This is a genomic window from Bacillus cereus group sp. BceL062 (assembly GCF_051780025.1).
Classification (GTDB): Bacteria; Bacillota; Bacilli; order Bacillales; family Bacillaceae_G; genus Bacillus_A; species Bacillus_A toyonensis.
Window position 1 is genome coordinate 24,427 of record NZ_JBPWGY010000006.1, and the last position, 21,274, is coordinate 45,700.

Sequence of the window (21,274 nt, forward strand, 5' to 3'; positions counted from 1 at the left end):
TATGTTAAAAAAGAGAATTAATATAAAAGATATACCAAATGAAGAGTTCTACAAACTACCTAAAGTTTTCATTTGGAAAAAACAATATCGTGAGAATTTAAGTATCGGTGCGAAATTACTATACATGTTAATAAGAGATCGATTTAATTTATCTATATATACAACACAAATTTCAGTTGATAACGGAAACGACACGCCTGCCTTCGTAGATGAAAAAGGTGATATTTATTGTATTTTAGATAATCAAGAAATCGAATTCTCATTAAATATTTCAAACAAAACTGTTACGAAGTTCATGGAAGAGCTTATAGCTGAAGAACTTGTATCCACAGAATCAGTAGATGGAGGCGCTAATCGAATCTACTTGAATGAACCCGATCCTAGTGGAGCGTCATTAGCACATTTCCTAGGTGAAAAAGAATACTACAAACATGTTAAGATGCGTAAGAAAAAGAAGAAAGAACCATTAAAAACATTAGAAGAGTGTATAGCTACTGCTATAGATAAATACGGTGTAAAAAAAGTAGATAAGAAAAATTCCAGTACTAGGGAAGGAGAAATTCCAGTACCTAGTGGTGGAAAAAATACACCCCTTAGTGAGGAGAAAACTCCACCCCTAGGGGAGGAAAAAGTACATCCTAATAATATTTATTCTAGTTATCTTGACCTTAGTGAGATTTATCCCAACGAGAATGATACAAACCCAAATAAATCTTCTAAATCAAAAATAGATGAAGAACCAATAGAAGAACTTAAAAATAATATTGTTTTACAAAAAAATAATTATGCCTTATTAAATCCTATCCTTGAACAAGTTGGGATCTGTCCCGATCTAAAGGCAATTAATGTTGTGAAGAAAATACTTGCAGAAGCTGGAATTACAACATTCCACAAGGTAGATGTATTAAATGCAATAGGTAAACATGCTATGAACGTCAAAAAGTATTTATCCCAAGGCGAAGTAATTGAATACGAACCTGCATTTTTCGCTAATAATCTTGTAGACCGTATTAGAGAGAATACTCTTAAGCGTCAAAACGAAGTAAAAAAACTGAAAAAGATAGAAAACCAACAAACCCATGAAACCACTTTTCATTTTTCTTCTTACAATTGGCTTGAAGCAAATTAAAAAAGGGTTCAGTTGCAAAAAACATTTGATAGAAATATAGACCCAATAAAGCCTATTTAATGACAGATTATGACGCACTTCCAAATAACTTATGTATAAACCTAACTTCATTTTAAGTAGATTTCACCTATAAGTTAAGTTGGCTTTCATTACTTGCGTAACTTCAACGCCGTTCAATATACAAGTGGCTATTTCATACATCTTAAATTTCAATTCAGAACATACACATTTCTTAATGAAACAGAGGTCATATTTCACTATATTATTATAATATTTAACTTTAATTATTTATATACTTTTCTCTCCTCTAAACTCATGAATTGCTATAGGAAGAGTTCTTGTTCTATAGCAATTCAACAGTTGAGAAAATAAAAAGACACTTTTTCACAATCTTTAAGTAAAATTCTATATTTTAGACATACGTAAATAGACCTTCTCTTAGTGCATCTTTTATGAATTCACTGGAAGTTGCTCCGTTGATTTATTATTCCTCATTCAATTTTAAATACATTTTTAAAGCCTGCATTTCAAAATTGAACTTTTGTTCTTCATCAGAACAAAATATTATCTTTCCTTTATGTATAATTTGGACCTAAAGAACTGTTGAACTCTTTGATAAATCAACATATCAATATCTATATGAATCATATCTATCAACTCCTGAACTCATAAAACATTTAAAAATCCCTAAAGCTATGTTTCTTAAATATGCTATATCAATAACATTATCTCTCCACTACTTTTTTATTGTTAGGGATTTTCCCCCTTTGTTACATATTCTCCTTAACAAAAAAAATAATTTTAAGAAATTTTTAAAACCTCTTTATAAAAGAACGAATGTTCGTGTATAATAAGAACGAATGTTCTTTTGTTTTTTAAAAGAATTACAATGTACAATTATTTAATCCTACTGAATAGGGTCATCTTAGATGTCGATTTTCACATTTTTTATCATTTTAACCAAGATGACTCCTTCTAAAGAAAGCAACGATAAGGCTTCTAACCGCAAGGACTGTGGAACTAGCCTAATAAATTAGAGTTCGATAGATCTCTTTACTTAGGAATTCCTTCTTCTAAACGAAGTAAAAATGAGATAGTTCAAATCAGCAAGATACTGGCGAAACCATTCGTAGCACAACCATATCCTTAACAAACCTACTTCAAGAAGGAGAAGAACAAATTTTACTTTTTGATAATGTCACGCAAAGAGAACAAGAAATAAAGCTAACGAAAGTAACGGATGAAATACGCACAAAATTTGGAGAAAATAGCATATTAAGAGGAATTTCGTATACAAATAATGCAACAGCAAGATACAGAAACACACTGTTAGGGGGACACAAAGCATGAACAACGCTAATATGCAACAAGGCCTAGGAATGGTAAAATGGGCGCGATTCGCCGGAATTCGTGAAATAATCAAAGAGAAAAATAAAGTAGCATCTCCCATTTTAACCTCTGAAGAAAAAGAACTGATTAAGAACATGCTTTTATGTTCCTTATTGTCCGAAGAAGAAATACTAATTACATATTATGAAGACGGCTATTTACTTACTAACTATATGACCATCATCGATATAGATTCGCTAAATAGCGCTATCATATGTACGGATGCTTTTTATAATAAGTTGACACTACAATTTTCGGATATACTGGATGTAAAATAGAATAGATTTAAACGTTTGTATTGTTATAAAGGAGTGTATAAAATGCAAGGGAATCAGATAAGAAAGAACGCAGCAAGAACAGTTATTCATAATGATATAAATAACTATCCCTATTTAAATATACCTATGATTATCAATGAGAATGATGGAATAATTTACGAGGTTTTAAGCGCTGGTTTTCATAATAATGATGCAGTAGCAATGATAACAACTGACGGTTTCACTACAACTAGGGTAAATACACCAATCGTAACAGTAAAAAACGATGATAGTAGTATCCAAGTATTCCGTTTACCTTTAGAATTGGATTATTGGGTACTTTCATGTATGCGTGCTGCTTCAACAGGAAAAAATCCGTTCCCATGTAAAGTTGCTTTTGGAATCATTGATACTAAATGTCATGTGGAATTCAAGTAAAAAAGGAGTAAATTCATTTGTTCCTTTTATCGTTTTTGGGACAGTTATTTTTCTTAAGTTGATGGGCATGTAGCGGTATCCCTCACTATTATATCGTGTTTGCTGGGAAAACAGATGCTTATAATTCATACTTAAGAAAATGGAAAAAACTCGAAGTCTGAAGCATTAAATAGTAAGTATCAACTATACAATGACATTCATGGTCTATTCAGCGGACTTATGTTTATGGGCTTCTTCGTTGGAATTGCGTTCTTAGCAATGATGGCAAGTTGTCTAATGTTGAAAGTTTTGTCTGGCGCATCAAAAGATAGAACGCGTTATCAAATGCTTCATAAAATCGGTGTTCGTCGGGAATTGTTAACAAAATCGATTTATAAAGAGTTATTCTTCGTATTCCTATTCCCAGCAATTGTGGGTATTACGCACATACTAGTTGGCATGAACATGTTCAGTCCTCTTTTAGTGGATCCATACTATCGAATTTGGTTACCAATTGTTAATTTCATAGTGATTTACTATTTGATTACAGTTCAATTGTACTTCCGAAAGAAAATTAGTGTACAAGGTTTATATATACGAATAATCAATATATTCTGTCCCCATTTATTGGTCATTCTAAATGGGTGCAAAAAATTTCAAAATAATAAATGTCATAGTACTACGACCTGCGAATAATTGATTCTAGTGTAAAAGCTCTACAATTGTATCATTTATTTAAGAACAGACTATTTCAGTAGTCTGTTCTTTCTATTTTTCATACAAAACGGGGTTACTCTTATACAGCATATCGAACTCAGTATTTTTTCGAATATTCGTTTCCTCCTCAGGGGTAAGATCTACTAGTTTCGGATTTTTTTAGCTTATTTCTTGATTTCAATTAATTTCAACATATCTAATGACCATCCACTATTCTCGTTTGTCAAGATTTTTCATATCTCCGTATACTTCCCGAAGTTTTTGCTGCAGTATATCACGGTCCCATAACAGTACATTGGTACTCTTCGCCTGATTTTGTGCCTGTTTCGTGTAATAATTATTTGTGATAACTAAACCCCGACCTAAATTGTAGAACGCAATTCCAGCAATAACCTCTTGTACGGCCTTGTTTGGTACTTTATCACTATACCGCTTTGCCTGTATGCCAATATTTAACCCTTTTCTTCTCGCAATAACATCTATACCATAATCTCCCGAACTACTCGTTACCTCTGTCTTATAGCCCATATTTTGAAATAACTGTGCAACAAACTCTTCAAACTGATATCTATCCATTGCATCTATGACTTCTATTGTTACTGATTCATAATCTTCCACATCAGCTAAGAGATTGGATTCATAATTTTGTAGAATCTGCTCTTCTCCTTGTCATAGAATGGAATAACTCTCTCATCTTCATTTATACAATCAGAAGAGAGTATAAAATAAATAGAAATTAAAAACATGGTGAACATTTTTGATGGTTCAAGACTTTGAACAGATTTTTCTTCAGCATACGGAATATTTAAACCGTAATTTATATCCCGATAAATACCTAGTTGTTGTGAATCATAGCGTATACCAAACCCATTCATTCTCTTTAATTCTATTATCTCAGGTTCTTTTTCTGCATTAGAAAGTTGTATATACTCTATTTTTCTAGACAATTTATCTAGAAAAAGTACATGCTGCAAATCTTCACTTACAAATTCGAAGTCAAACTAAAAATCTGATAATACCTCTCTTGATTTCCGAAGAACATCCTCTTTCTCTTTAAAATATATTTCAATTCTTTCTTCTTTCGACAATTTATCTGGCTTTTTCCGTTTAAAAAATCCCCACACCCCCCTGCACAGTTTACATATACGCTAATACTTAATATGTATTATAAACGTTGAGATAAATGCTCTGCTATACAAATTAATTCAGGATGTAGTAAAGAGTACTGTATAAAACGCAAACAAAATAACCCCTACTAAAAATGAGAAGAGGTTGAAAGTATTGGCGTTAAATGAAAATAAAATTTTCCTTTTCACACTGGAAAAATGAGACTAAGGTGATTGAAAATATAAACTTTATTTAACATAAACTCTTCCTTCTTCAGTAAGTTTGATATTCAAGATAAAAACTTATATACGAACCTGAACTATTGTCCTTTTACAAATTCTTTTATTACAGATGCCACTTTTCCAATGATCTTCCGTATGTTATTTTGCAAACCACATTCTCTAAAGCCTTCCATTCTGCGGTAACAAATTCATATTTTTTATATAAAAAATGGAAAAAATAATATATAATTCTATTTATCTTTATATTGCGTTTTTAATTTAAAACTTATAGAGAAATGGCGGTGATTGATTTTATGTTTAATATTTCAAAGGGTGCGATGATAGATACAATAAACAATATGATTTACAACATTGCTCTTTATGTCTTTGTATTTATTATTTGCATGTGGATTTTAGTATGTATTGTTCGATTATTTGTAAGGGGATTATCTAGAGTAATACCAATAACGTATACACCTCCGTTGCAATCTAAAGAAAATGGAAAAAGAAAACAAAATAAAAAAAGGAGTGCGTCTTATAGAGTTCAATCAGTTGGAAAGAAAGCAAATACAAATAAAGTTGTAAATTCTGATTTGGATGATGAAGATGATTTTAACGACTACTATGACGACTACAGTTCCTCTAGCTATTATAACTCTTCTAATAGTTCAAGTTCTGAAAGTTCATATAGTAACTCCAATTATAACAGCACTTCTAGTTACAAAAATGAAGATTCCTCTAGGTATGATAGTCCTTCTTATAATTCTAGTTATAATAGTAACTCAGATGAAAATGATTACTAATAATATACTAACTTGCATGATAGTGCACAATCTATTTGTCATAAGAATGCACACAGCCATGTATTCAAAATATATTAAATTGCAACAATCATTTTGATTAGGAATCTTATCCATAACATTAAACTTAAGATGGTTCCATACGGAGAAAGGCGCCTTTGGTGTCTTTTCTTTGTAAGGATCAGTACCAAGCTTCTAATATATTACGTAAGAACTTGACGTTATTTTAAATCGCTCAAAAAATAGACAATGATTTTCACTTCCAACTTCACAAAACAATTTTCCCTTTTTGATTTGTACTATTTGACGATGTTCATGCAAATTGAATCAGTCTATCCACTAAACAAGAAATAATTCTCCAAGAGCTGAATATATCACTCAATAAAGCAATTTTTCATATAATTGATTTCTTGTTTCATCTAAACCTATATCCTTAGACTTCTACGCTTGAAGTATCCTTTACGGATAAAACATTCCTTCACTACTACGTCAATTAAATCTTTTCTTGCTGCAGTAGTTTTTCTAATTCATGAAGAAATGTATGAGTTTTCTCAACATCCTTTAAGGTATCCTCTAGGTTCTCATTTGCTACAAAATCTCTAATAGAATGGTTAAAAACCATTAACCTACCATATTTTTGCTCTATTTCTTTAAACCACACTTCTTTTTCCAAACGCTTAAAATTTTTACGAATGACTTTTTCCCTTTTTGAAGGGATGGACATAAAGAGTCCTCCTAATACATCACCGATTACATCTCCCATGTGAAACCCCCCTTTTTTATATTTTAACATTTAGAAAAAAACGATATATAGTAACATTTCCAATACACTTCAAATAATGGTTCGTTACCAATTAGAGTGAACGGTAGAACTTGCGTTATTGTTTTTTTCTTATCTCGACAGAATACGACATCACCATTTACCTTAATTTGGTATAATCATCTGTGGAATTTTACAATTTTTCAAAATGGAGGAATTAAACATGTTCAAAAAGTTGAGTACCATTGCATTAGGAAGTGCTTTAGCGATGAGTCTAGTTGCTTGTAATGATTCGTCAAACAAAACTTCTACAGAAAAGAAAGATGAACAAAAACAAGAGGCTAAGAAAGAAGCAAAACAAGACCAAAAACAAGAAACGAAAAAGGACGATAAAAAGAAGATAACGGTTGCCGATGTGGATACCATCAAAACTGGTGATCCTGTAACTGGTGAAGGCGGAGATAAATACGAGGATCTAGTTGCTAAATATGGCGAACCTGACATCAAATCTGATTCTACAAGTAAAAATATAAAAACGTATACTGCTAGTTGGAGTAAAAATGCAAAAGGTGGCACAGGAGCTAATTTCACCGTTAGTTTCATTGAAAAAGATGGTCAAAAGTTAGCAGTAAGTAAAACTCAAATAGGGATGGAATAAATCCTAGTCATAGAAATCATGGTTATGAGGAAAATCCTAAATCGTGATAAAACAAGCACTCGAATGGGTGCTTGTTTTATCATTTGAAAGTAATGAATCACTAGAAATCCCCACTTATTAACAAATGATTTATTCTTCTTACATTTACGACCATACAAAAAACATGTAGTACCCTGTATTTTACGTACTGGAAAAGCAAATCCATAGATACATCCTTTTCAACTTGATATGCTCTGTTCTCATAATATAATTCCATACTAGATATCTCTGTTTTAGATTCTTTATAAATAGCTTGATCCTTTTAATGATTAGATATTAAATCCCGTTTATTCTCATAAAGTTGTAATGGCGCAACCCCCATTCAACTTATTTATATATATTTTTAGGTTTAGTAAGCAAAAATAACAATTAAAAATAGATTCAAATTGAAAGAGGGGATCTAAATTATGTTTAAAAATGAGGAAGAGCTGCAAAAAGCTTTTGAAGCAGCAAAGGCGACCTTAGCAATTGAGGGATTGACTGTTACAAAGGAAATGGAGAAAGTCATAAAAGATAAGTTACGGGGAAAGATTACTATGGAGGAATTAATTAGTTTAGCAGATGCTATTGCCAGATGTAAATAAATAATCTTTTACTTCAAAATCTGTAACCTTGAAACCAGCTTTACATAAAAATAGTAAAAAACCATTTTGAAAGGAAATTTAACAACATGGTTTTTTACTTTAAAAATGAGATTTTCAGTTGCTACAAAATTGTAATAAGCACTTACTGTAAATTTGCTAATTGAACCTGGGAAAACACAGTAACAATTTTACAAACGATAAGATTTTGAAATTCCTCGTACCTCCCATTATTCATCAAAATTCATATCCCTTCAACGTTGCTATTCTGGATAATATTTCTTTCTTAACACATTTAGTTCTTCACCTAATTTTTCTACATCTGGTTTCCAATACAAAGAAACAATCGTTACTTGTTTTAAAGGAATCAGTCTTTCTGTTTTAACCAATTGATTTAATCTAGAACGAGTTATATTTAGTAACTCTAGTACCTCGGCAGACGTCAAAATATATTCATTTACAAATTGTTTAACATCTTCTCTTGTTCCTAATTCATGCATAATACGTCACCTACTTTTATAATCTGTTTTTTATCATTTCCGTAATCAAACTCTTTAGAACTAGATATTGAAAAAGAGCTTAAACCAGCTCTTTGGAATTCTAAGTGGATTCCAATTGCAGAAAATGGTGGCGGAGATTACCTTTGCATTGATACAGATCCATCTGAAGTTGGATTTTCAGGACAAGTTTTATACTATTACCATGACTGGGGAAGGCGTGCTATTGAGACAAAGAATATTTTTGCATTCATCGAAATTTGTTTAAAAGAAGAGAATTATGAATAAATGTACCTAAAGTAATGTGTGCTTTAGGTACATAAGAAAGGACATTACATATTAATTATACAAAATATGTAATGTCCTTTAATTTATTTTAGCCTTTTCATTTTAGGTCTTGAAAATTATAAATTCACACAATCTTTTTAAATACCATTTTATCCTAGTAAACAATCAACTTTTACAGATGGTACTTGATGCAATTTAATATTCAGATGAATAAGTTAGCAAGAGTTTAATTATGCCTCCCTTTTTTATATCATGTTCCGGCTATGTAAGATGTTCTGGGTCTTAAACATAATATAAAAAGGATCAAGAAAATGACCCTTTTTATTATTTTAAAACTTAGTTTGTAATGAAAAATTTGGTTTAAAAGAAATTTGTAATATACATTCGATAGTTGGTGAAGTAACAATTTATGTATGTCGAACAATTAAGATGGCTTACTACCATCCCTTGTCCGAAGCCAATTCACCTCCCAACTACTCACTTCGCGTTCCTTGAGGAAGGCGTCTTCTTGACAAAAATGATAAAATGAAGAGATGGGTACTTTATTTAGTCCGTAAGCCAAATATTCTAAACTATTTATACCCCTGTAAATCTTTTTTAATTACATCCCAGAGTGAATTATCTAGGCGTATCGGTTTACCCTCTTCGTCCCATTTTATTTTTCCTGTTCCCAATTCATAATTCATTCCCGTCCATGTGTCTTCACGGAATGCATAGAATGATTTATGCCAACCTTTTTGGTTGAAGATAGAAATAAGATCTTGCATGTATTGGCTAGCTCCTGGAACAGTACGGTTAATTCCAAACTCCTCTGCAATAATTCGATTAGATGGTACATGGTTTTTCTTAGACCATTGTTGGATTGGCTTCAAAAATTTCTCTAATCCTTGTTTATTCCACATTACAGGTTTCTCTAAATCTCCTACTTTTACTAATCCTGGATATTGATATTCCTTGTTTTGTTTTTCACCTTGGCTCGTTAATTCATATGGTTCATACATATGAAATGCGTATAGTGTTTTTTTATCATTTACTGGTTTTAAATATTTAAAGGCCCATGGAGTAGCATATAAACCCGAATCTAAAATAACCGGTGTTTCTTGGTCTACTTCACGTATGGAATTAATCACCTTTTGATAGAATCTGTTTAAATCCGCTGTCGTTCCCTTCACTTTTGCATACCATTTCTCGTAATCTTCCGTCCAAAAATCATTATATCTATTATTTTTAGCTGTTTCTGGATGTGGTTCATTTATAATATTATAACCAACCACCGCGGGGTGATCTTTTAGTTCGAGAGCAAGGTCCTTCCAAAATTGACTTGCTTGTTCTTGATACTTCTCTTCTTCCCATATTCTGTCGTCATTCTTGTTATTATTAAATTGACGCCATCGATCACCAGGTAAAGATAACATTGTAAGGACAACTTTCATTCCTTGCGATTGGGCAGCATCTAAATCCGCTTTTAATTTTTCTAGATCCTCCTTTACTAATCCCTGATAGTTATCTGCATTACCTATCAGAAAATCCTTTCCGGAAGTATCTGGTTTATCCTCAAATAGAAAATCTTTATCTTTTGCCCATTTATCAGGTGCTAAACGAACATATTCAACATTTGCTTCTCTTGCACTTTTATAGTTTTCAGGTAATGACGTACTATTCATGAAATTAGTACCCTTCCTTTTTGAATCCCAATAACTAATTTTTGAATCGCTCTTGTGATAAGTATCAGCTCTTACATTCATTTCCTGTACTCCAAAACTCATCATGCCTAATAACGCAACAATTGGCAAAAATTTTTTCACAACTTTTCCTTCTTTCTCTTTATATTTTTCACACATAACATACCTTTGTTTTGTTACAGGAATATGGCAATTTTCCAAAAATAAATTTTAAGTTTATAAGGTGGTAGTTCATTCATAAAAAAGAAAGAGACAATTAGAACGTTGCTTCATTTAAAAAAACAAAAAAGGAATCCTTGACGGATTCCTTTTTTTTGCAATGCACTCTTTTTCAATTGGTACATTTTGCACCTACGTTTAGTAGACCTCATAATTCCTATAAAATAAATAAGATTAAACAAAATTTACTGCATGCATTTTCATAAAAGTATATGAATCTAGAAATTAATACTACTAGGTTCACTTACAAAAGATTTGTGTTCTTTCACTAAGAATAAAACATCATACTCCTTTAAAATTTTACAAATATAATTAAGTATTTTTTAAACTCTCTCTTGAACATTCTATTAGTTGTTCCATAGCAATCTTTTGCGCATGTTCCTCACTATCTATCAAAGTCAATCCTTGTGATATATAACTCCAAAATTCATATCCACAATCCTCCATCCACCTATAAGCTTCTGTTGTATATAGACCATCCTTTCTTTTAATGATTTGAACCTTATAGTTTTTACTTGGAGAAAAAAACTCTTGTATAACCCGTTCCATTTATGCAATATCCTCCTAAAATAAGCGCTAGGCTTTTTCACCTAACCCTACTAATATATTTATCCATGTTTAATCAATCTCATACGGAAATCTTCATCTGCACTATAAAGTTGTAACGTATTTAAATCATAATTTTGTACCTGATATCTAAAACTCTCAGTTCTTTGAGCCTTATGACCGTTCTCAAGGTGAAAGTTATACTTTTGACCAAGTGTTCCTATCACAAACGGAGATAATAGTGCCCCTAAATTAATACCCATATAGAAAATACTGAAACCTGAATCACGACGAGTATCTGATTCACTATATAAATCACCAACAATACTAGATACATTCGGTTTTAATAACCCTGTTCCAAGTAATAAAAATACCATTGAGATAAATAACGTGCTAACCGTTCCTGGTAGAGCTAATATGAGATGACCGATCATAATTAAAACGCCACCCCAAAATATTGTTCTGCTTGAACCTAATAGGCGATCTGCAATCCACCCACCAATAATTCCAGACATGTAAACTAACGAACCATAGATAGCCATAATGGATGCAGCTGTAGCATGATCCATCCCTAGGCCACCTTTTGAAATGGAATAATACATATAGTAAAGTGATATTGCTCTCATTCCATAGTAAGAAAATCGCTCCCAAAATTCTGTAAAGAATAAAGTAAATAGTCCTTTGGGATGTCCAAAGAAACCATTTTGCGGAACAGTGCGAATGATATCGCTTTTGTTAAGCTTCTCCATACAAATGTACTCTTAATATACAGATATAGTGATTCTAATTAAGTATATACCAAAAATTAGAAAATTTAAACAAATATACATTTGTTTAATAATTAGATTTTTAAGAAAAAACAAACTATGTATTGTTTTTAATGATACTTCCATGTAAATTAATTAATATAGATATATTAATTAAAACGCTAATACTGTATAAATATAAATACAAATGTAGGAGGATTTATATATTGTCAATGAAAGCCGTTGCGATAGAAGAAATTTATCAAGAAATATTGGATGGAAAAAGGAAACGATTCCCTCCGAATACTTGGAAAGAAGATATGGATAATAAACAGGCCCGCAGAGTAATCACATATTTATTACATAGTATTTTAAAATGGAATAAGGAAGACATCAGAAAAAAGTGGAACACTCAATTACTTGTAAAATATAAACTACGAGGCTTACTCAAACATAGATACGAAAGTAGTCCTTTTAAAGCGATAAATGATTTATATCCAAGTGAGTTTAAAGAATGGGAGTTTGGTATGACTCCTTTAAATTTTTGGACGAAAGAAAAGGCATTAACCATTTTGAAATGGCTGATTGAAGAAAAAGAAAAGTTATCAAAAGAAAAGCTCTTACGGGTATATGGTAAAAGATGGTTAGAACGAAAGAAACTCGGTGCCCCCCTGGCGATGTATTGGAATAGCAGTCCTTTTGCAATGATTAACGATCTGTACCCCAGTCGTTTTAAAGAATGGGAATTTCTTATGACGCCCAATAACTTCTGGACAAAAGAAAAAGCATTAGAAGCATTGAAATGGACTATTGAAGAAAAAGAAAAATTAACTCCCGAACAATTACTGATTGTATACAATATAAAGTGGCTAAAGACTCACAGATTAGCGTCTACATGTCAATTAATGTGGGGGAATAGTCCATTTAAAATGATTAATGACTTATATCAAGGACGTTTTAAAGAATGGGAATTTAAAGTTACGCCTGTTGGCTTTTGGTCTAGAAGTAAAGCATTAGAAGCATTAAGGTGGACTATTGAAGAGAAAGAAAAACTAAACGAGAAACAGCTATTAAAAGTATTTAATCAAAGATGGCTGATAAAACAAAAGTTATGGACACCCTTAAAACGCTATTGGAAAGGAAGCCCTTATGAAATGCTTGTTGCTTTGTATCCAAATCGTTTCTCAAAAAGCATGTTAAAAGGGTATTTTAATAATTAAAAAGGAAGTTAAACATAAGTTTTTATAGCTTGCTGCCATCTCATTTGTAGAAAAGTCAGGGGGTACTTTTATTTTCCCTTTTTTTCTTAAACATGTTTACTATTTATAAATTAAATGTTGGTTTTACAAAACATACAAAATGTTAAACTTACAAAAGCCATTGATATCATGCGTAAATGCTGATATCAATGGCTTTTGGTATAGATATGTAGTAATCATTCTTTTAAATTATTAAAAGGCATAAACTCAGTTTTACTTTTTCCAAGTAATCTGTTCTTAAATTTATCTTTCTTGTCCATCTGTTTGATTGGCTTGGAACTCCATTTTTAATGCAATACTATCCCCTTGGAACACGTTTTGATCTGTGCCGTTGTCTTCAAATATAAACTTTATCCAAAACCAATCCATTTTCCCAGGTTTTAATCCCCCTGTTTCAGTCCACTTTGGATGAAATACTTTTTTGGAGGCAATCTCTGGGCTTTGTAATTTTAGTTCTGCAAGAGTTGTCTCGTATACAGGGCTTTTTTCAGGATCCCAATCCCAAAGAAATTGTACTTTAATATGTTTACCGAAATCTTCTGTAGTGTTATTTTGTTTTAAATCGTTTACAGTATAGTCTATTTTCATCATGAGATCTTTAATATCTAATGTACCACTATTTATTAAATTGAATTTCTTTAATATTTTGTCCCCAGGTTTTAAATTTTCTAAGTTAAGTGAAGTAGTTGGTTGCATAGCTAAATCCAATGTACCTGCAGCAAATGAATTATTTGTCACCACTTGATCGCTAAAATATGCATATGTTCCCCCACCAATTAAAGATAAACCAAGAGCGGCTGAAACCACTCCAACACCTAATTTTTTTTTCAATGACATTTTTTGTTCCTCCCATATCATTTTTATAATCTTTCTCCCTAGTCAACCGAAAAGGTTCCCGTAATACAGATATACCATGAATTGTGAAAATTTTATATTAAAAGAAGAAAATTCCTTATTGAGAAAATTATGTTATTATCTATCTCCTGTAAATGAAACGCCTCAAAAATAGAAATGCTAGATTTATAATTATCAAAACCTTTGCCAAAAACAATTTAATATTAACTGCCCTTTATAATTAGAATTATTTATTTCTTCAGGAGTATTTCAACACTTCAAAAGATACCATTTCCTGAACTGTTATAATATTCAAACATTAAAATTAAATATGTTGAGATTTGCTATATAATGAAATCAAGCCATATGTAAGATGGTTTCCATGTTACGAGTAATGAGATAGTTTGATTCACCTTTTATACATTGGCTGAAAAAGAACTTGTAGGGATTCCTACAAGTTCTTTTTGTTTTTCATTTTAAATAACCTACAATAGATCTTTAAAAGAAAATAAATATCTTAATTGAGGAAGTTTGTTATTGTGCCGTCTTCAACATGTTTTTTGAACTCTTTCCTATTAACCTTATTTGTTTGATACACTCTCTATACGGTGTTCAGCTGGGATACATGTAATTTTGACTTATAATTTGTATTTTATCTCCATTATCGTGTAACAAAAAGGTATTTTAATAATACTGTTGCGGATTATTTTTGATACCGTATTTTGTTACAGTAAATTCAACAGTTAGGATATTTCATATTTCCAAATAAAAAATGTAACAAAACACAACAAAAACAATATATTTTGTAACATTAGTTGGCGTGTTATAATGAATTATCGTTAACTTTAAGAGAACAAAATTTACATATAGGAGGAGTTTAAGTGAACTTATCTCATGAAAAAAAACTAAAATTGATGATGCATACTGTTACTTTATTATCTTTCATCATTCTCATTTTTTTTAGCATTACAATTTTTTATATACCCTTAATTTTTTATTTCATATTCAAATCAAAAGAACTTCGTATAATTGCTATTGAAACAGCTGTTTATCAGCTATTCACTTGGATAATTGTATTGATTTGGAATAATTTTGTAATGAGAATTTTAATGTTTTCTATGTTCCATTCCGATATGAATGCAAGTAATATGTCAATGATATTGTGGACAGCCCCATTTTATATAATCCTAATTATTTTATTAGTTTTCGGGCCTCTTAAAGGAATTTTACATGTATTAAAAGGAAAAGATTTCCATTATCCTGTTATCTCTAAATGGATTAGCAAGTAAAAAATCAATAACGAAGATTCCAGTAAATTATGGATTCTTCGTTATTTTGTATTTAGTATCTATTTATGAACTATAAACTCATATTTTGTGTTTTAATTCTAGTTGTGTTTATAATTAAGCTATTTTAATGAATTTGAAAGAATGACCTCTGCGTTTTCAATATATATTAGATTGCTACAAATATTAATTTTATAAGATAGAAGAAACCCAGACTCTTTGAAGAAGTTTAATCAAAATGTGTGGGTTTTCATTTTAGAATCCGTAATTTTTTATAAAAAAGATTAATCATTTTTCTGTGATCTTTCCTCCATTACAACGCCGTATCTTCATTTCTAGCTGACAGTTACTATTGACGAGTTATCTATCACTCTTTATTTTATATATACTTTTCTTTAACTTAGGCTTCTTATGTAATCTTACTCTGGTTCCATTAATATCAAAATCAATCTTTACTTCCTCCAAAGACTTCATTTTCTCCTTATTTTCTTTTTCTATTCTATCTCTTTCTTCTTTTCTCTTAGTCGCTTTGGGGCCAATTACGAATAAAATCAAGAAAATACTTACCATTACAATAAACGTAGTCACTAGTACCCCCCCCCCCCCTTTGCCAAAATCTCGTACAACAAAAACCTTTTTAATTTATTCCTCCTTCCCCTTATATAAACCAAGATTATAAATGTCGCAGTAAGGCCGGTACTAACAATGTCATTACAAATATAAAAATCGAACTATATCTCAAACTTGAACTCCATTTTCCATATTTGGGATGTTCAAATTTCTTATAAAGCATACCTAATGCTAGAGATATTAAAAACATTAATACAGCTGTCCCTAAAATTATAGAAGTAATTAAGCCCACCATATTACTCATAAAGGTTTGAAAATCAAAAGAACGTGTTGTCAACATTAACACTGGTAGAATCCTTATTAATAGAATGAGAATAAACGAACCTACTCCAAAATATATAGATCTTTTTTTCCACTTTATATGTTTAAACCATAAAGAAGCTCCAAAAACTAATAATGAAATTAAAATTACTACAGAAAGAATAAGGAAAATAACATCAAAAAATGCAGGCACACTCGCATGAACTGCACCATCTACTTTATTTCCCCCATCTTTTATTACATCACTGCCGCCATTAAACAAAGAACCAAGCCAGTCTACAATCCAATCAGTCATCCACGAAATATCGAATGGTAAATCTTCGGTTTTTGTTTGCGCAGGAGCAACTGAGTTGAAAATTTTCAAATTCTCCTCCCCCTTCATTAAAAATTCCCCCCTCTACTTTAAGTATATAAATTTCCTTAACCAAAACTAAGAAAGTATTAAATCATCCTTGATTAAATAGAAGAACCACACTTATGAATAGAAATTTCATTTGTTATATTTGTACACTCGCGTTTTGACAACTATCCGTTGCATTTAGCTTTGTCCCTATTTTGAAATAAGTAAAAAAGTACCCATCCAATTGTGATACACATAATAATTGGATGGGTACTTCATTACACATTCTTTATTCTATTTTTATTGATATAGACGAGGTTTATACATTTCATGGTGATACAAACTATAGTACCCAATTAAATAATTTTTAAATATTACTACGTAATTCAATCGATTTAAGAAAATAAAATTTCACAAACCTTTGATGATAGCTTCTTGGTTTATCGAATAGAACATATGTATAAAAAACGCAGCATAATATCGGTTTTTCTAACCTTGTAAACGACTTAATATATATCTTTGCGTATTTATGTCTTGGCGTTTTAATGCCGTTACTAATTCTCGATAAACATCTGATACAGGTAATGGTTCTCCATATATATCAAATAATCTTATACCGAACTTACTTAAAATCCGTATATTATTAAGATTCCTACTCTCTTGTGTATAACTAATAATATGGCGTAAATTAATCCCAAAACTTATCATAAACTAATGCTCCCTCTTCAATGTAAATAGATATGGATATACTTCTATTTATTTTCGAGGAATCCCTTGAAGCTTAATAAGCCCTATATATTTCTCAATACCATAACAGTATAAGCCTCTCTTTTTCTACTATAGTGCTACGCCACCTCTTATAAGAAGTATTCAATAGACAACAGTTAATAAAACAAAAAAAGCATTAACGAAACTTGTATTGTCTTAACTATACTTTTTCAAATTTAAAAGCATGGACATCATTAATATACAGAATATTCTGTATATTAATGAAAAAAATCGTAGTTAAATTTAATGTATCTATTTCCTGTTATTATCAGAATAAGCCTTTACAGAGAAATGGGGGATATTATGACTGTTCAAGAAAAAAGTAATAAGCAATTGATGGAATTATTACATGAATGGTATGAAGAAATTCGTTTATATCATGTAAAAGAAGCAAAACAGACATATCTACAAGTAAAAGAACGTTTAAAGGAAATAGAAACAGACCAATATGTATCATTCTATTATTCCCTACTGAATTTTAGATATAAAGTCTTGGTAGATGGAATGAGTATTACAAAAGATTCTTTTAATCAAATAGAAAAACTCCCTAATATCAAAGAGGAATTTTCATTTTTAGCTTACTATTATTATTTCTTTAAAGCAGTCCACTCTACAATTTTAGCAAATTATACTGAAGCGAAAACACACTATGAAAAGGCAGAAGAACTTTTAATTGATATACCTGATGAAGTAGAAAAGGCCGAGTTTGAGTATAGATTTTCAACTTACTGTTATCAATCTTATCAACCATTTGAAGCGATTCAACATGTAGTAAAAGCCAAAGAAATATACCGGAATCATGGAGGCTATGAAATTAATATTGCTTTATGCGACAATGTATATGGACTGGCTTGTATAGATTTAAGAGAATTTGAAAGAGCGGAAGAATGTCTCAATACGGTTATTGATGTTTTTAAGAAGTATGATGAAGAACAATTATTATTACGAGTACGATCCAATTTAGGCTGGTTATATAACATTCAAGATTTATATCCATTGGCGATTAGACAGAGTTCTGAAATTATAAATACTATACCGAACCATTTTAAAGCATTATTTGTCTTAGCAAGAGCATATTATAAATTAGAAGGCGTTGAAACAGCAAAAGCATATATCAAGCAAGGAATAAAGTATACAAATGAATCAGGAAATGAGGAATATAAGCATCGTTTCGCAGTTTTAAATGAACTAATCACAGAACTACCTAGAATTAAATTAGAAAAAGTAGTTACTGATGCAATTTCTTATTTTGAAAAAGAGGACATGTGGGATTGTGTAAAAGAATATGCAGAGATTTTAGCACTCCAATTTTACGAGGCAAATAATCATGTTAAAGCGAGCAAATATTTCTATATTAGTAATAATGCTGATAAGAAACATTTGAGAAAAGGAGCGTTAAAGTAATGAAAAAAATAAAAAAAGCGTTATTGAGTATGGTAGTAGTAAGTGCATTAGCATGTAGCATGATTAGTTTAAATGTATCACAAAACTCTTCGTTTAATGGTGGAGATACGCCAGCACCAACAAAACCGATTGTCTCTAGTGGGGTATCTATTGATTAACGAAATACATTTTTCTTGCTTTGGAAATCAGAAAATTCAGCCTCTTAATCCTTAAAAAATGTTGAATAAAATGGATAAAATATCGAACCCCTAGTCCGGAACATATTTGTTTCGGACTATTCACGTTCTTCTTTCAACTTTTCTATATAATTAGTTGATTGAGAAAAAGCACTGTTAAAATCTTCAGCAATGCTTTACGATTAGACGTAATATGATAATGAACGTCTAATTTTTTCTACTCATGAGTTCTGTAGACACATATATTTTTATTTTAACTTCAAGATACGCTCTATTTCCTTCAGACTTAACTTACTTGCTTTTGCAATAGTTTCAAGCGGTACACCAATTTCATGTATCCCTCGAATCATTTGCATCTTACCTTGCTCAATACCTTTTTCCATACCCTCTTGTTCTGCATTCGCTAGCTTTGCTTGTTCATCTAGAAGTAGTTTCTCTCGAGCTTCATATGCTGTTCGGAAAGAGGAATCATGGCTCATGTTTTCCCCATCTCCTTTTTCAAAATAAAGAGTACACCAATTCTTAAAACAACTTTTATGGCTGCTTTAATGAATTAGTGTCCTCTAGTTTTTTAGCCAGACTATATCTTATTTCTTTTTATTTCCAAAAATTAAAATTTTCAAAAACACCCCTACACATTTTTAACTTTTAATTAACTTGAAACATGTATTTTTTATAATTTTTATGCACCGATAAAATAAGCCCCATCATTATCATATTTGAAAATAGCGAACTCCCTCCATATGATAAAAAAGGTAGTGCAATTCCTTTTACTGGCATTATCCCAACAATCATACCAATGTTTTGGAAGATTTGTAGTGTTAAAACACTACTTGTCCCAGCACATAATAATGTACCAAACAGATTCTCTGCTGAATAAGCAATTATAGTTATTCGATATATAAGAAGTAACAAGACCAATACAACGATAGCTGCTATTATAAATCCACCTTCTTCAGCGATAGTAGCAAAAATAAAATCAGTATGTTTTTCAGGAATATATACACTACCTTGACCTAACCCTTTTCCATGTAATTCACCACTTCCAACAGCTAAAAGAGATTGTTGCGTTTGATATCCTTGATCTGCATTTTCAGCTGGATTTAGCCAACCTATAATGCGTGATTGTTGGTGCGGTTTTAACCTAGTAACTAATTCTTTAAAGAAAAAATCTGGATATTTTACATATATAAATATTAATGTAGATAATATAGTTACCGGGATGACTGTACAAAATGCAATTAATTTCTTTTGAATCCCTGACATAAATAAAATACATGCAATAGATGCTGCGTATAAGAACACCATACCTGTATCTGGTTGACTGTATACTAAAGCAATAGGAGGAATTGAAACTAACATAATTTTTCCGACCAATATGAAATCAGTTTTATATGTCCGAATCAAATATTTGGCGTTATGATTCACTACTAAATTGGCGACAAATATAATTAGTGCAATTTTGAAAAACTCCGACGGTTGAATTTGACCGATAACAGGAAATTGAAACCATCTTTTTGCTCCTAATTTAACGGGAGTAAAGGTTGACTCCGGTAGTATTTTTAATATAACAATTGCCACAGAACCAACAATATACAATGCCCAAGATAACTTTTGCCATTGATCCCAATCAATACTTGCAACAAATATTAACAGTACAAAACCAATTATATAGTTCCTACCTTGCTGCAATGCAAAGTTTGTGCTTCCATACTGACCAGTTTGTTGACTACTATAAATTGCAGCGGTACTAATAATACAAAACATACATAAAATTAAAATTAGTTTTGTATCTAGACTCCTTAATAATACTATTATTTTACTCATGAAACCCTCCTGTAGTACTCAATAAATTCCACGCTCCATAATAATTACTAGTACCCTTTTTATAAGATTTTTTGTTATTCAAATAAAAATTACATTATTATGTTATAACGCGAAATTTTATTTTATCTAAACTTTCTCTTAAGGTTTCACTTTAAATAGTTAAAGTAATAATAAGTAAATCTTAATTTTTCCTAAACTAAAATGAACAAGCCCTTTTTATCCCGAATTACTTTTCTTCTTTAAAACTTCCTCATTTCCTTTCGTTCCAAAGAACTTTTTAAAAGCAAAATCAATACGTAAATTTACTAATTTAGTGGACATGGATTTTCTCTCCCTGTCTATATCATTTCTTATTGTACATAAAAAAAGGTAGTACATTTAAACAGGCTCTTACGTTACCTCACATAAGAGCCTGCCTACATTGACAAAAAATTAA

At 30.9% G+C, this 21,274-nt stretch carries 21 protein-coding genes and 6 pseudogenes; 13 read left to right on the forward strand and 14 right to left on the reverse strand.

What is annotated here, in order from left to right; translation table 11 throughout:
- Position 1 precedes the first annotated feature (1 nt).
- A complete protein-coding gene (locus ACS2MN_RS15315) occupies positions 2 to 1,129 on the forward strand; it encodes a replication initiator protein A (protein ID WP_098806145.1) in 1,128 nt (375 codons plus the stop codon).
- Between the two features lie 484 nt (positions 1,130 to 1,613).
- Here the strand turns inward: ACS2MN_RS15315 and mntA are convergent.
- A pseudogene (gene mntA / locus ACS2MN_RS15320) lies at positions 1,614 to 1,859 on the reverse strand (type VII toxin-antitoxin system MntA family adenylyltransferase antitoxin); the annotation flags it as partial.
- Between the two features lie 371 nt (positions 1,860 to 2,230).
- Between mntA and ACS2MN_RS15325 the strand changes: the two are divergent.
- From ACS2MN_RS15325 to ACS2MN_RS15340, 4 genes and pseudogenes are all read left to right on the forward strand, one after another.
- A pseudogene (locus ACS2MN_RS15325) lies at positions 2,231 to 2,479 on the forward strand (DNA repair protein); the annotation flags it as partial.
- Positions 2,476 to 2,796 (forward strand): YolD-like family protein, encoded by a 321-nt coding sequence (locus tag ACS2MN_RS15330; RefSeq protein WP_346994598.1) that lies wholly within the window; start codon positions 2,476 to 2,478, stop codon positions 2,794 to 2,796. The pseudogene ACS2MN_RS15325 and the gene ACS2MN_RS15330, both read left to right, overlap by 4 nt.
- A 42-nt stretch (positions 2,797 to 2,838) precedes the next feature.
- Complete coding sequence (locus ACS2MN_RS15335) at positions 2,839 to 3,213, forward strand: hypothetical protein (protein WP_098000087.1); 375 nt, start codon at positions 2,839 to 2,841, stop codon at positions 3,211 to 3,213.
- A 95-nt stretch (positions 3,214 to 3,308) separates the two neighbouring features.
- Positions 3,309 to 3,753 (forward strand): annotated as a pseudogene (locus tag ACS2MN_RS15340) (ABC transporter permease); the annotation flags it as partial.
- A gap of 366 nt (positions 3,754 to 4,119) precedes the next feature.
- Here the strand turns inward: ACS2MN_RS15340 and ACS2MN_RS15345 are convergent.
- Positions 4,120 to 4,485, reverse strand: a complete 366-nt coding sequence (locus ACS2MN_RS15345) for a restriction endonuclease (RefSeq protein ID WP_346994599.1) — start codon at positions 4,483 to 4,485, stop codon at positions 4,120 to 4,122.
- A 47-nt stretch (positions 4,486 to 4,532) separates the two neighbouring features.
- Complete coding sequence (locus ACS2MN_RS15350; protein ID WP_346994600.1) at positions 4,533 to 4,883, reverse strand: hypothetical protein; 351 nt, start codon at positions 4,881 to 4,883, stop codon at positions 4,533 to 4,535.
- A gap of 656 nt (positions 4,884 to 5,539) precedes the next feature.
- On the opposite strand from ACS2MN_RS15350, the gene ACS2MN_RS15355 reads away from it, so the two are divergent.
- On the forward strand, positions 5,540 to 6,040 hold the full coding sequence (locus tag ACS2MN_RS15355) for a hypothetical protein (protein WP_232353611.1): 501 nt from the start codon (positions 5,540 to 5,542) through the stop codon (positions 6,038 to 6,040).
- A gap of 490 nt (positions 6,041 to 6,530) precedes the next feature.
- On the opposite strand, the gene ACS2MN_RS15360 is transcribed toward ACS2MN_RS15355, so the two are convergent.
- Positions 6,531 to 6,800, reverse strand: a complete 270-nt coding sequence (locus ACS2MN_RS15360; protein WP_098147094.1) for a hypothetical protein — start codon at positions 6,798 to 6,800, stop codon at positions 6,531 to 6,533.
- 220 nt (positions 6,801 to 7,020) lie between these two features.
- On the opposite strand from ACS2MN_RS15360, the gene ACS2MN_RS15365 reads away from it, so the two are divergent.
- Together ACS2MN_RS15365 and ACS2MN_RS15370 are read left to right on the forward strand one after the other, a co-directional pair.
- The gene (locus ACS2MN_RS15365) at positions 7,021 to 7,455 is read left to right on the forward strand and encodes a hypothetical protein (protein WP_098147092.1); all 435 of its coding nucleotides are present in this window, start codon (positions 7,021 to 7,023) and stop codon (positions 7,453 to 7,455) included.
- A gap of 446 nt (positions 7,456 to 7,901) precedes the next feature.
- Positions 7,902 to 8,078, forward strand: a complete 177-nt coding sequence (locus tag ACS2MN_RS15370; protein WP_179862561.1) for an antitoxin VbhA family protein — start codon at positions 7,902 to 7,904, stop codon at positions 8,076 to 8,078.
- A gap of 260 nt (positions 8,079 to 8,338) precedes the next feature.
- Here the strand turns inward: ACS2MN_RS15370 and ACS2MN_RS15375 are convergent, their stop codons facing one another.
- A complete protein-coding gene (locus tag ACS2MN_RS15375) occupies positions 8,339 to 8,575 on the reverse strand; it encodes a DNA-binding protein (RefSeq protein WP_098147091.1) in 237 nt (78 codons plus the stop codon).
- A gap of 48 nt (positions 8,576 to 8,623) precedes the next feature.
- Between ACS2MN_RS15375 and ACS2MN_RS15380 the strand changes: the two are divergent.
- A pseudogene (locus ACS2MN_RS15380) lies at positions 8,624 to 8,860 on the forward strand (SMI1/KNR4 family protein); the annotation flags it as partial.
- 572 nt (positions 8,861 to 9,432) lie between these two features.
- On the opposite strand, the gene ACS2MN_RS15385 reads toward ACS2MN_RS15380, so the two are convergent.
- The 3 genes and pseudogenes from ACS2MN_RS15385 to ACS2MN_RS15395 form a co-directional block, all read right to left on the reverse strand.
- A complete protein-coding gene (locus ACS2MN_RS15385) occupies positions 9,433 to 10,701 on the reverse strand; it encodes a glycoside hydrolase family 5 protein (protein ID WP_346994601.1) in 1,269 nt (422 codons plus the stop codon).
- 372 nt (positions 10,702 to 11,073) lie between these two features.
- The gene (locus ACS2MN_RS15390) at positions 11,074 to 11,310 is read right to left on the reverse strand and encodes a hypothetical protein (protein ID WP_098147088.1); all 237 of its coding nucleotides are present in this window, start codon (positions 11,308 to 11,310) and stop codon (positions 11,074 to 11,076) included.
- Positions 11,311 to 11,486: 176 nt separating this feature from the next.
- Positions 11,487 to 12,056 (reverse strand): annotated as a pseudogene (locus tag ACS2MN_RS15395) (peptide MFS transporter); the annotation flags it as partial.
- A 224-nt stretch (positions 12,057 to 12,280) separates the two neighbouring features.
- Between ACS2MN_RS15395 and ACS2MN_RS15400 the strand changes: the two are divergent.
- Positions 12,281 to 13,273 carry a DUF4046 domain-containing protein gene (locus ACS2MN_RS15400; protein WP_000061878.1) on the forward strand — a complete coding sequence of 331 codons (993 nt, stop codon included), beginning with the start codon at positions 12,281 to 12,283 and terminating at the stop codon, positions 13,271 to 13,273.
- Between the two features lie 282 nt (positions 13,274 to 13,555).
- On the opposite strand, the gene ACS2MN_RS15405 is transcribed toward ACS2MN_RS15400, so the two are convergent.
- Entirely contained in the window at positions 13,556 to 14,149 is a 594-nt protein-coding gene (locus ACS2MN_RS15405) for a TasA family protein (RefSeq protein ID WP_346994602.1), read from the reverse strand.
- A gap of 878 nt (positions 14,150 to 15,027) precedes the next feature.
- On the opposite strand from ACS2MN_RS15405, the gene ACS2MN_RS15410 reads away from it, so the two are divergent.
- Positions 15,028 to 15,435 (forward strand): hypothetical protein, encoded by a 408-nt coding sequence (locus ACS2MN_RS15410; RefSeq protein ID WP_061530375.1) that lies wholly within the window; start codon positions 15,028 to 15,030, stop codon positions 15,433 to 15,435.
- Between the two features lie 357 nt (positions 15,436 to 15,792).
- Here the strand turns inward: ACS2MN_RS15410 and ACS2MN_RS15415 are convergent, their stop codons facing one another.
- The 3 genes from ACS2MN_RS15415 to ACS2MN_RS15425 form a co-directional block, all read right to left on the reverse strand.
- Positions 15,793 to 16,020 carry a hypothetical protein gene (locus tag ACS2MN_RS15415; RefSeq protein ID WP_098147083.1) on the reverse strand — a complete coding sequence of 76 codons (228 nt, stop codon included), beginning with the start codon at positions 16,018 to 16,020 and terminating at the stop codon, positions 15,793 to 15,795.
- Positions 16,021 to 16,105: 85 nt separating this feature from the next.
- Positions 16,106 to 16,705: a hypothetical protein gene (locus ACS2MN_RS15420; RefSeq protein ID WP_061530373.1), complete on the reverse strand. Its 600-nt coding sequence runs from the start codon at positions 16,703 to 16,705 to the stop codon at positions 16,106 to 16,108.
- 447 nt (positions 16,706 to 17,152) lie between these two features.
- Complete coding sequence (locus tag ACS2MN_RS15425) at positions 17,153 to 17,371, reverse strand: hypothetical protein (protein ID WP_346994603.1); 219 nt, start codon at positions 17,369 to 17,371, stop codon at positions 17,153 to 17,155.
- A gap of 363 nt (positions 17,372 to 17,734) precedes the next feature.
- Between ACS2MN_RS15425 and ACS2MN_RS15430 the strand changes: the two genes are divergently transcribed.
- Both ACS2MN_RS15430 and ACS2MN_RS15435 read left to right on the forward strand, forming a co-directional pair.
- Positions 17,735 to 18,835, forward strand: a complete 1,101-nt coding sequence (locus tag ACS2MN_RS15430; protein WP_346994604.1) for a hypothetical protein — start codon at positions 17,735 to 17,737, stop codon at positions 18,833 to 18,835.
- Entirely contained in the window at positions 18,835 to 18,993 is a 159-nt protein-coding gene (locus ACS2MN_RS15435) for a Phr family secreted Rap phosphatase inhibitor (RefSeq protein ID WP_346994605.1), read from the forward strand. Before ACS2MN_RS15430 ends, ACS2MN_RS15435 begins: the two co-directional genes overlap by 1 nt.
- Before the next feature lie 266 nt (positions 18,994 to 19,259).
- On the opposite strand, the pseudogene ACS2MN_RS15440 reads toward ACS2MN_RS15435, so the two are convergent.
- Positions 19,260 to 19,496, reverse strand: a pseudogene (locus ACS2MN_RS15440) (Rpn family recombination-promoting nuclease/putative transposase); the annotation flags it as partial.
- Between the two features lie 163 nt (positions 19,497 to 19,659).
- Entirely contained in the window at positions 19,660 to 20,838 is a 1,179-nt protein-coding gene (locus ACS2MN_RS15445; protein WP_346994606.1) for an FtsW/RodA/SpoVE family cell cycle protein, read from the reverse strand.
- Positions 20,839 to 21,274 lie beyond the last annotated feature (436 nt).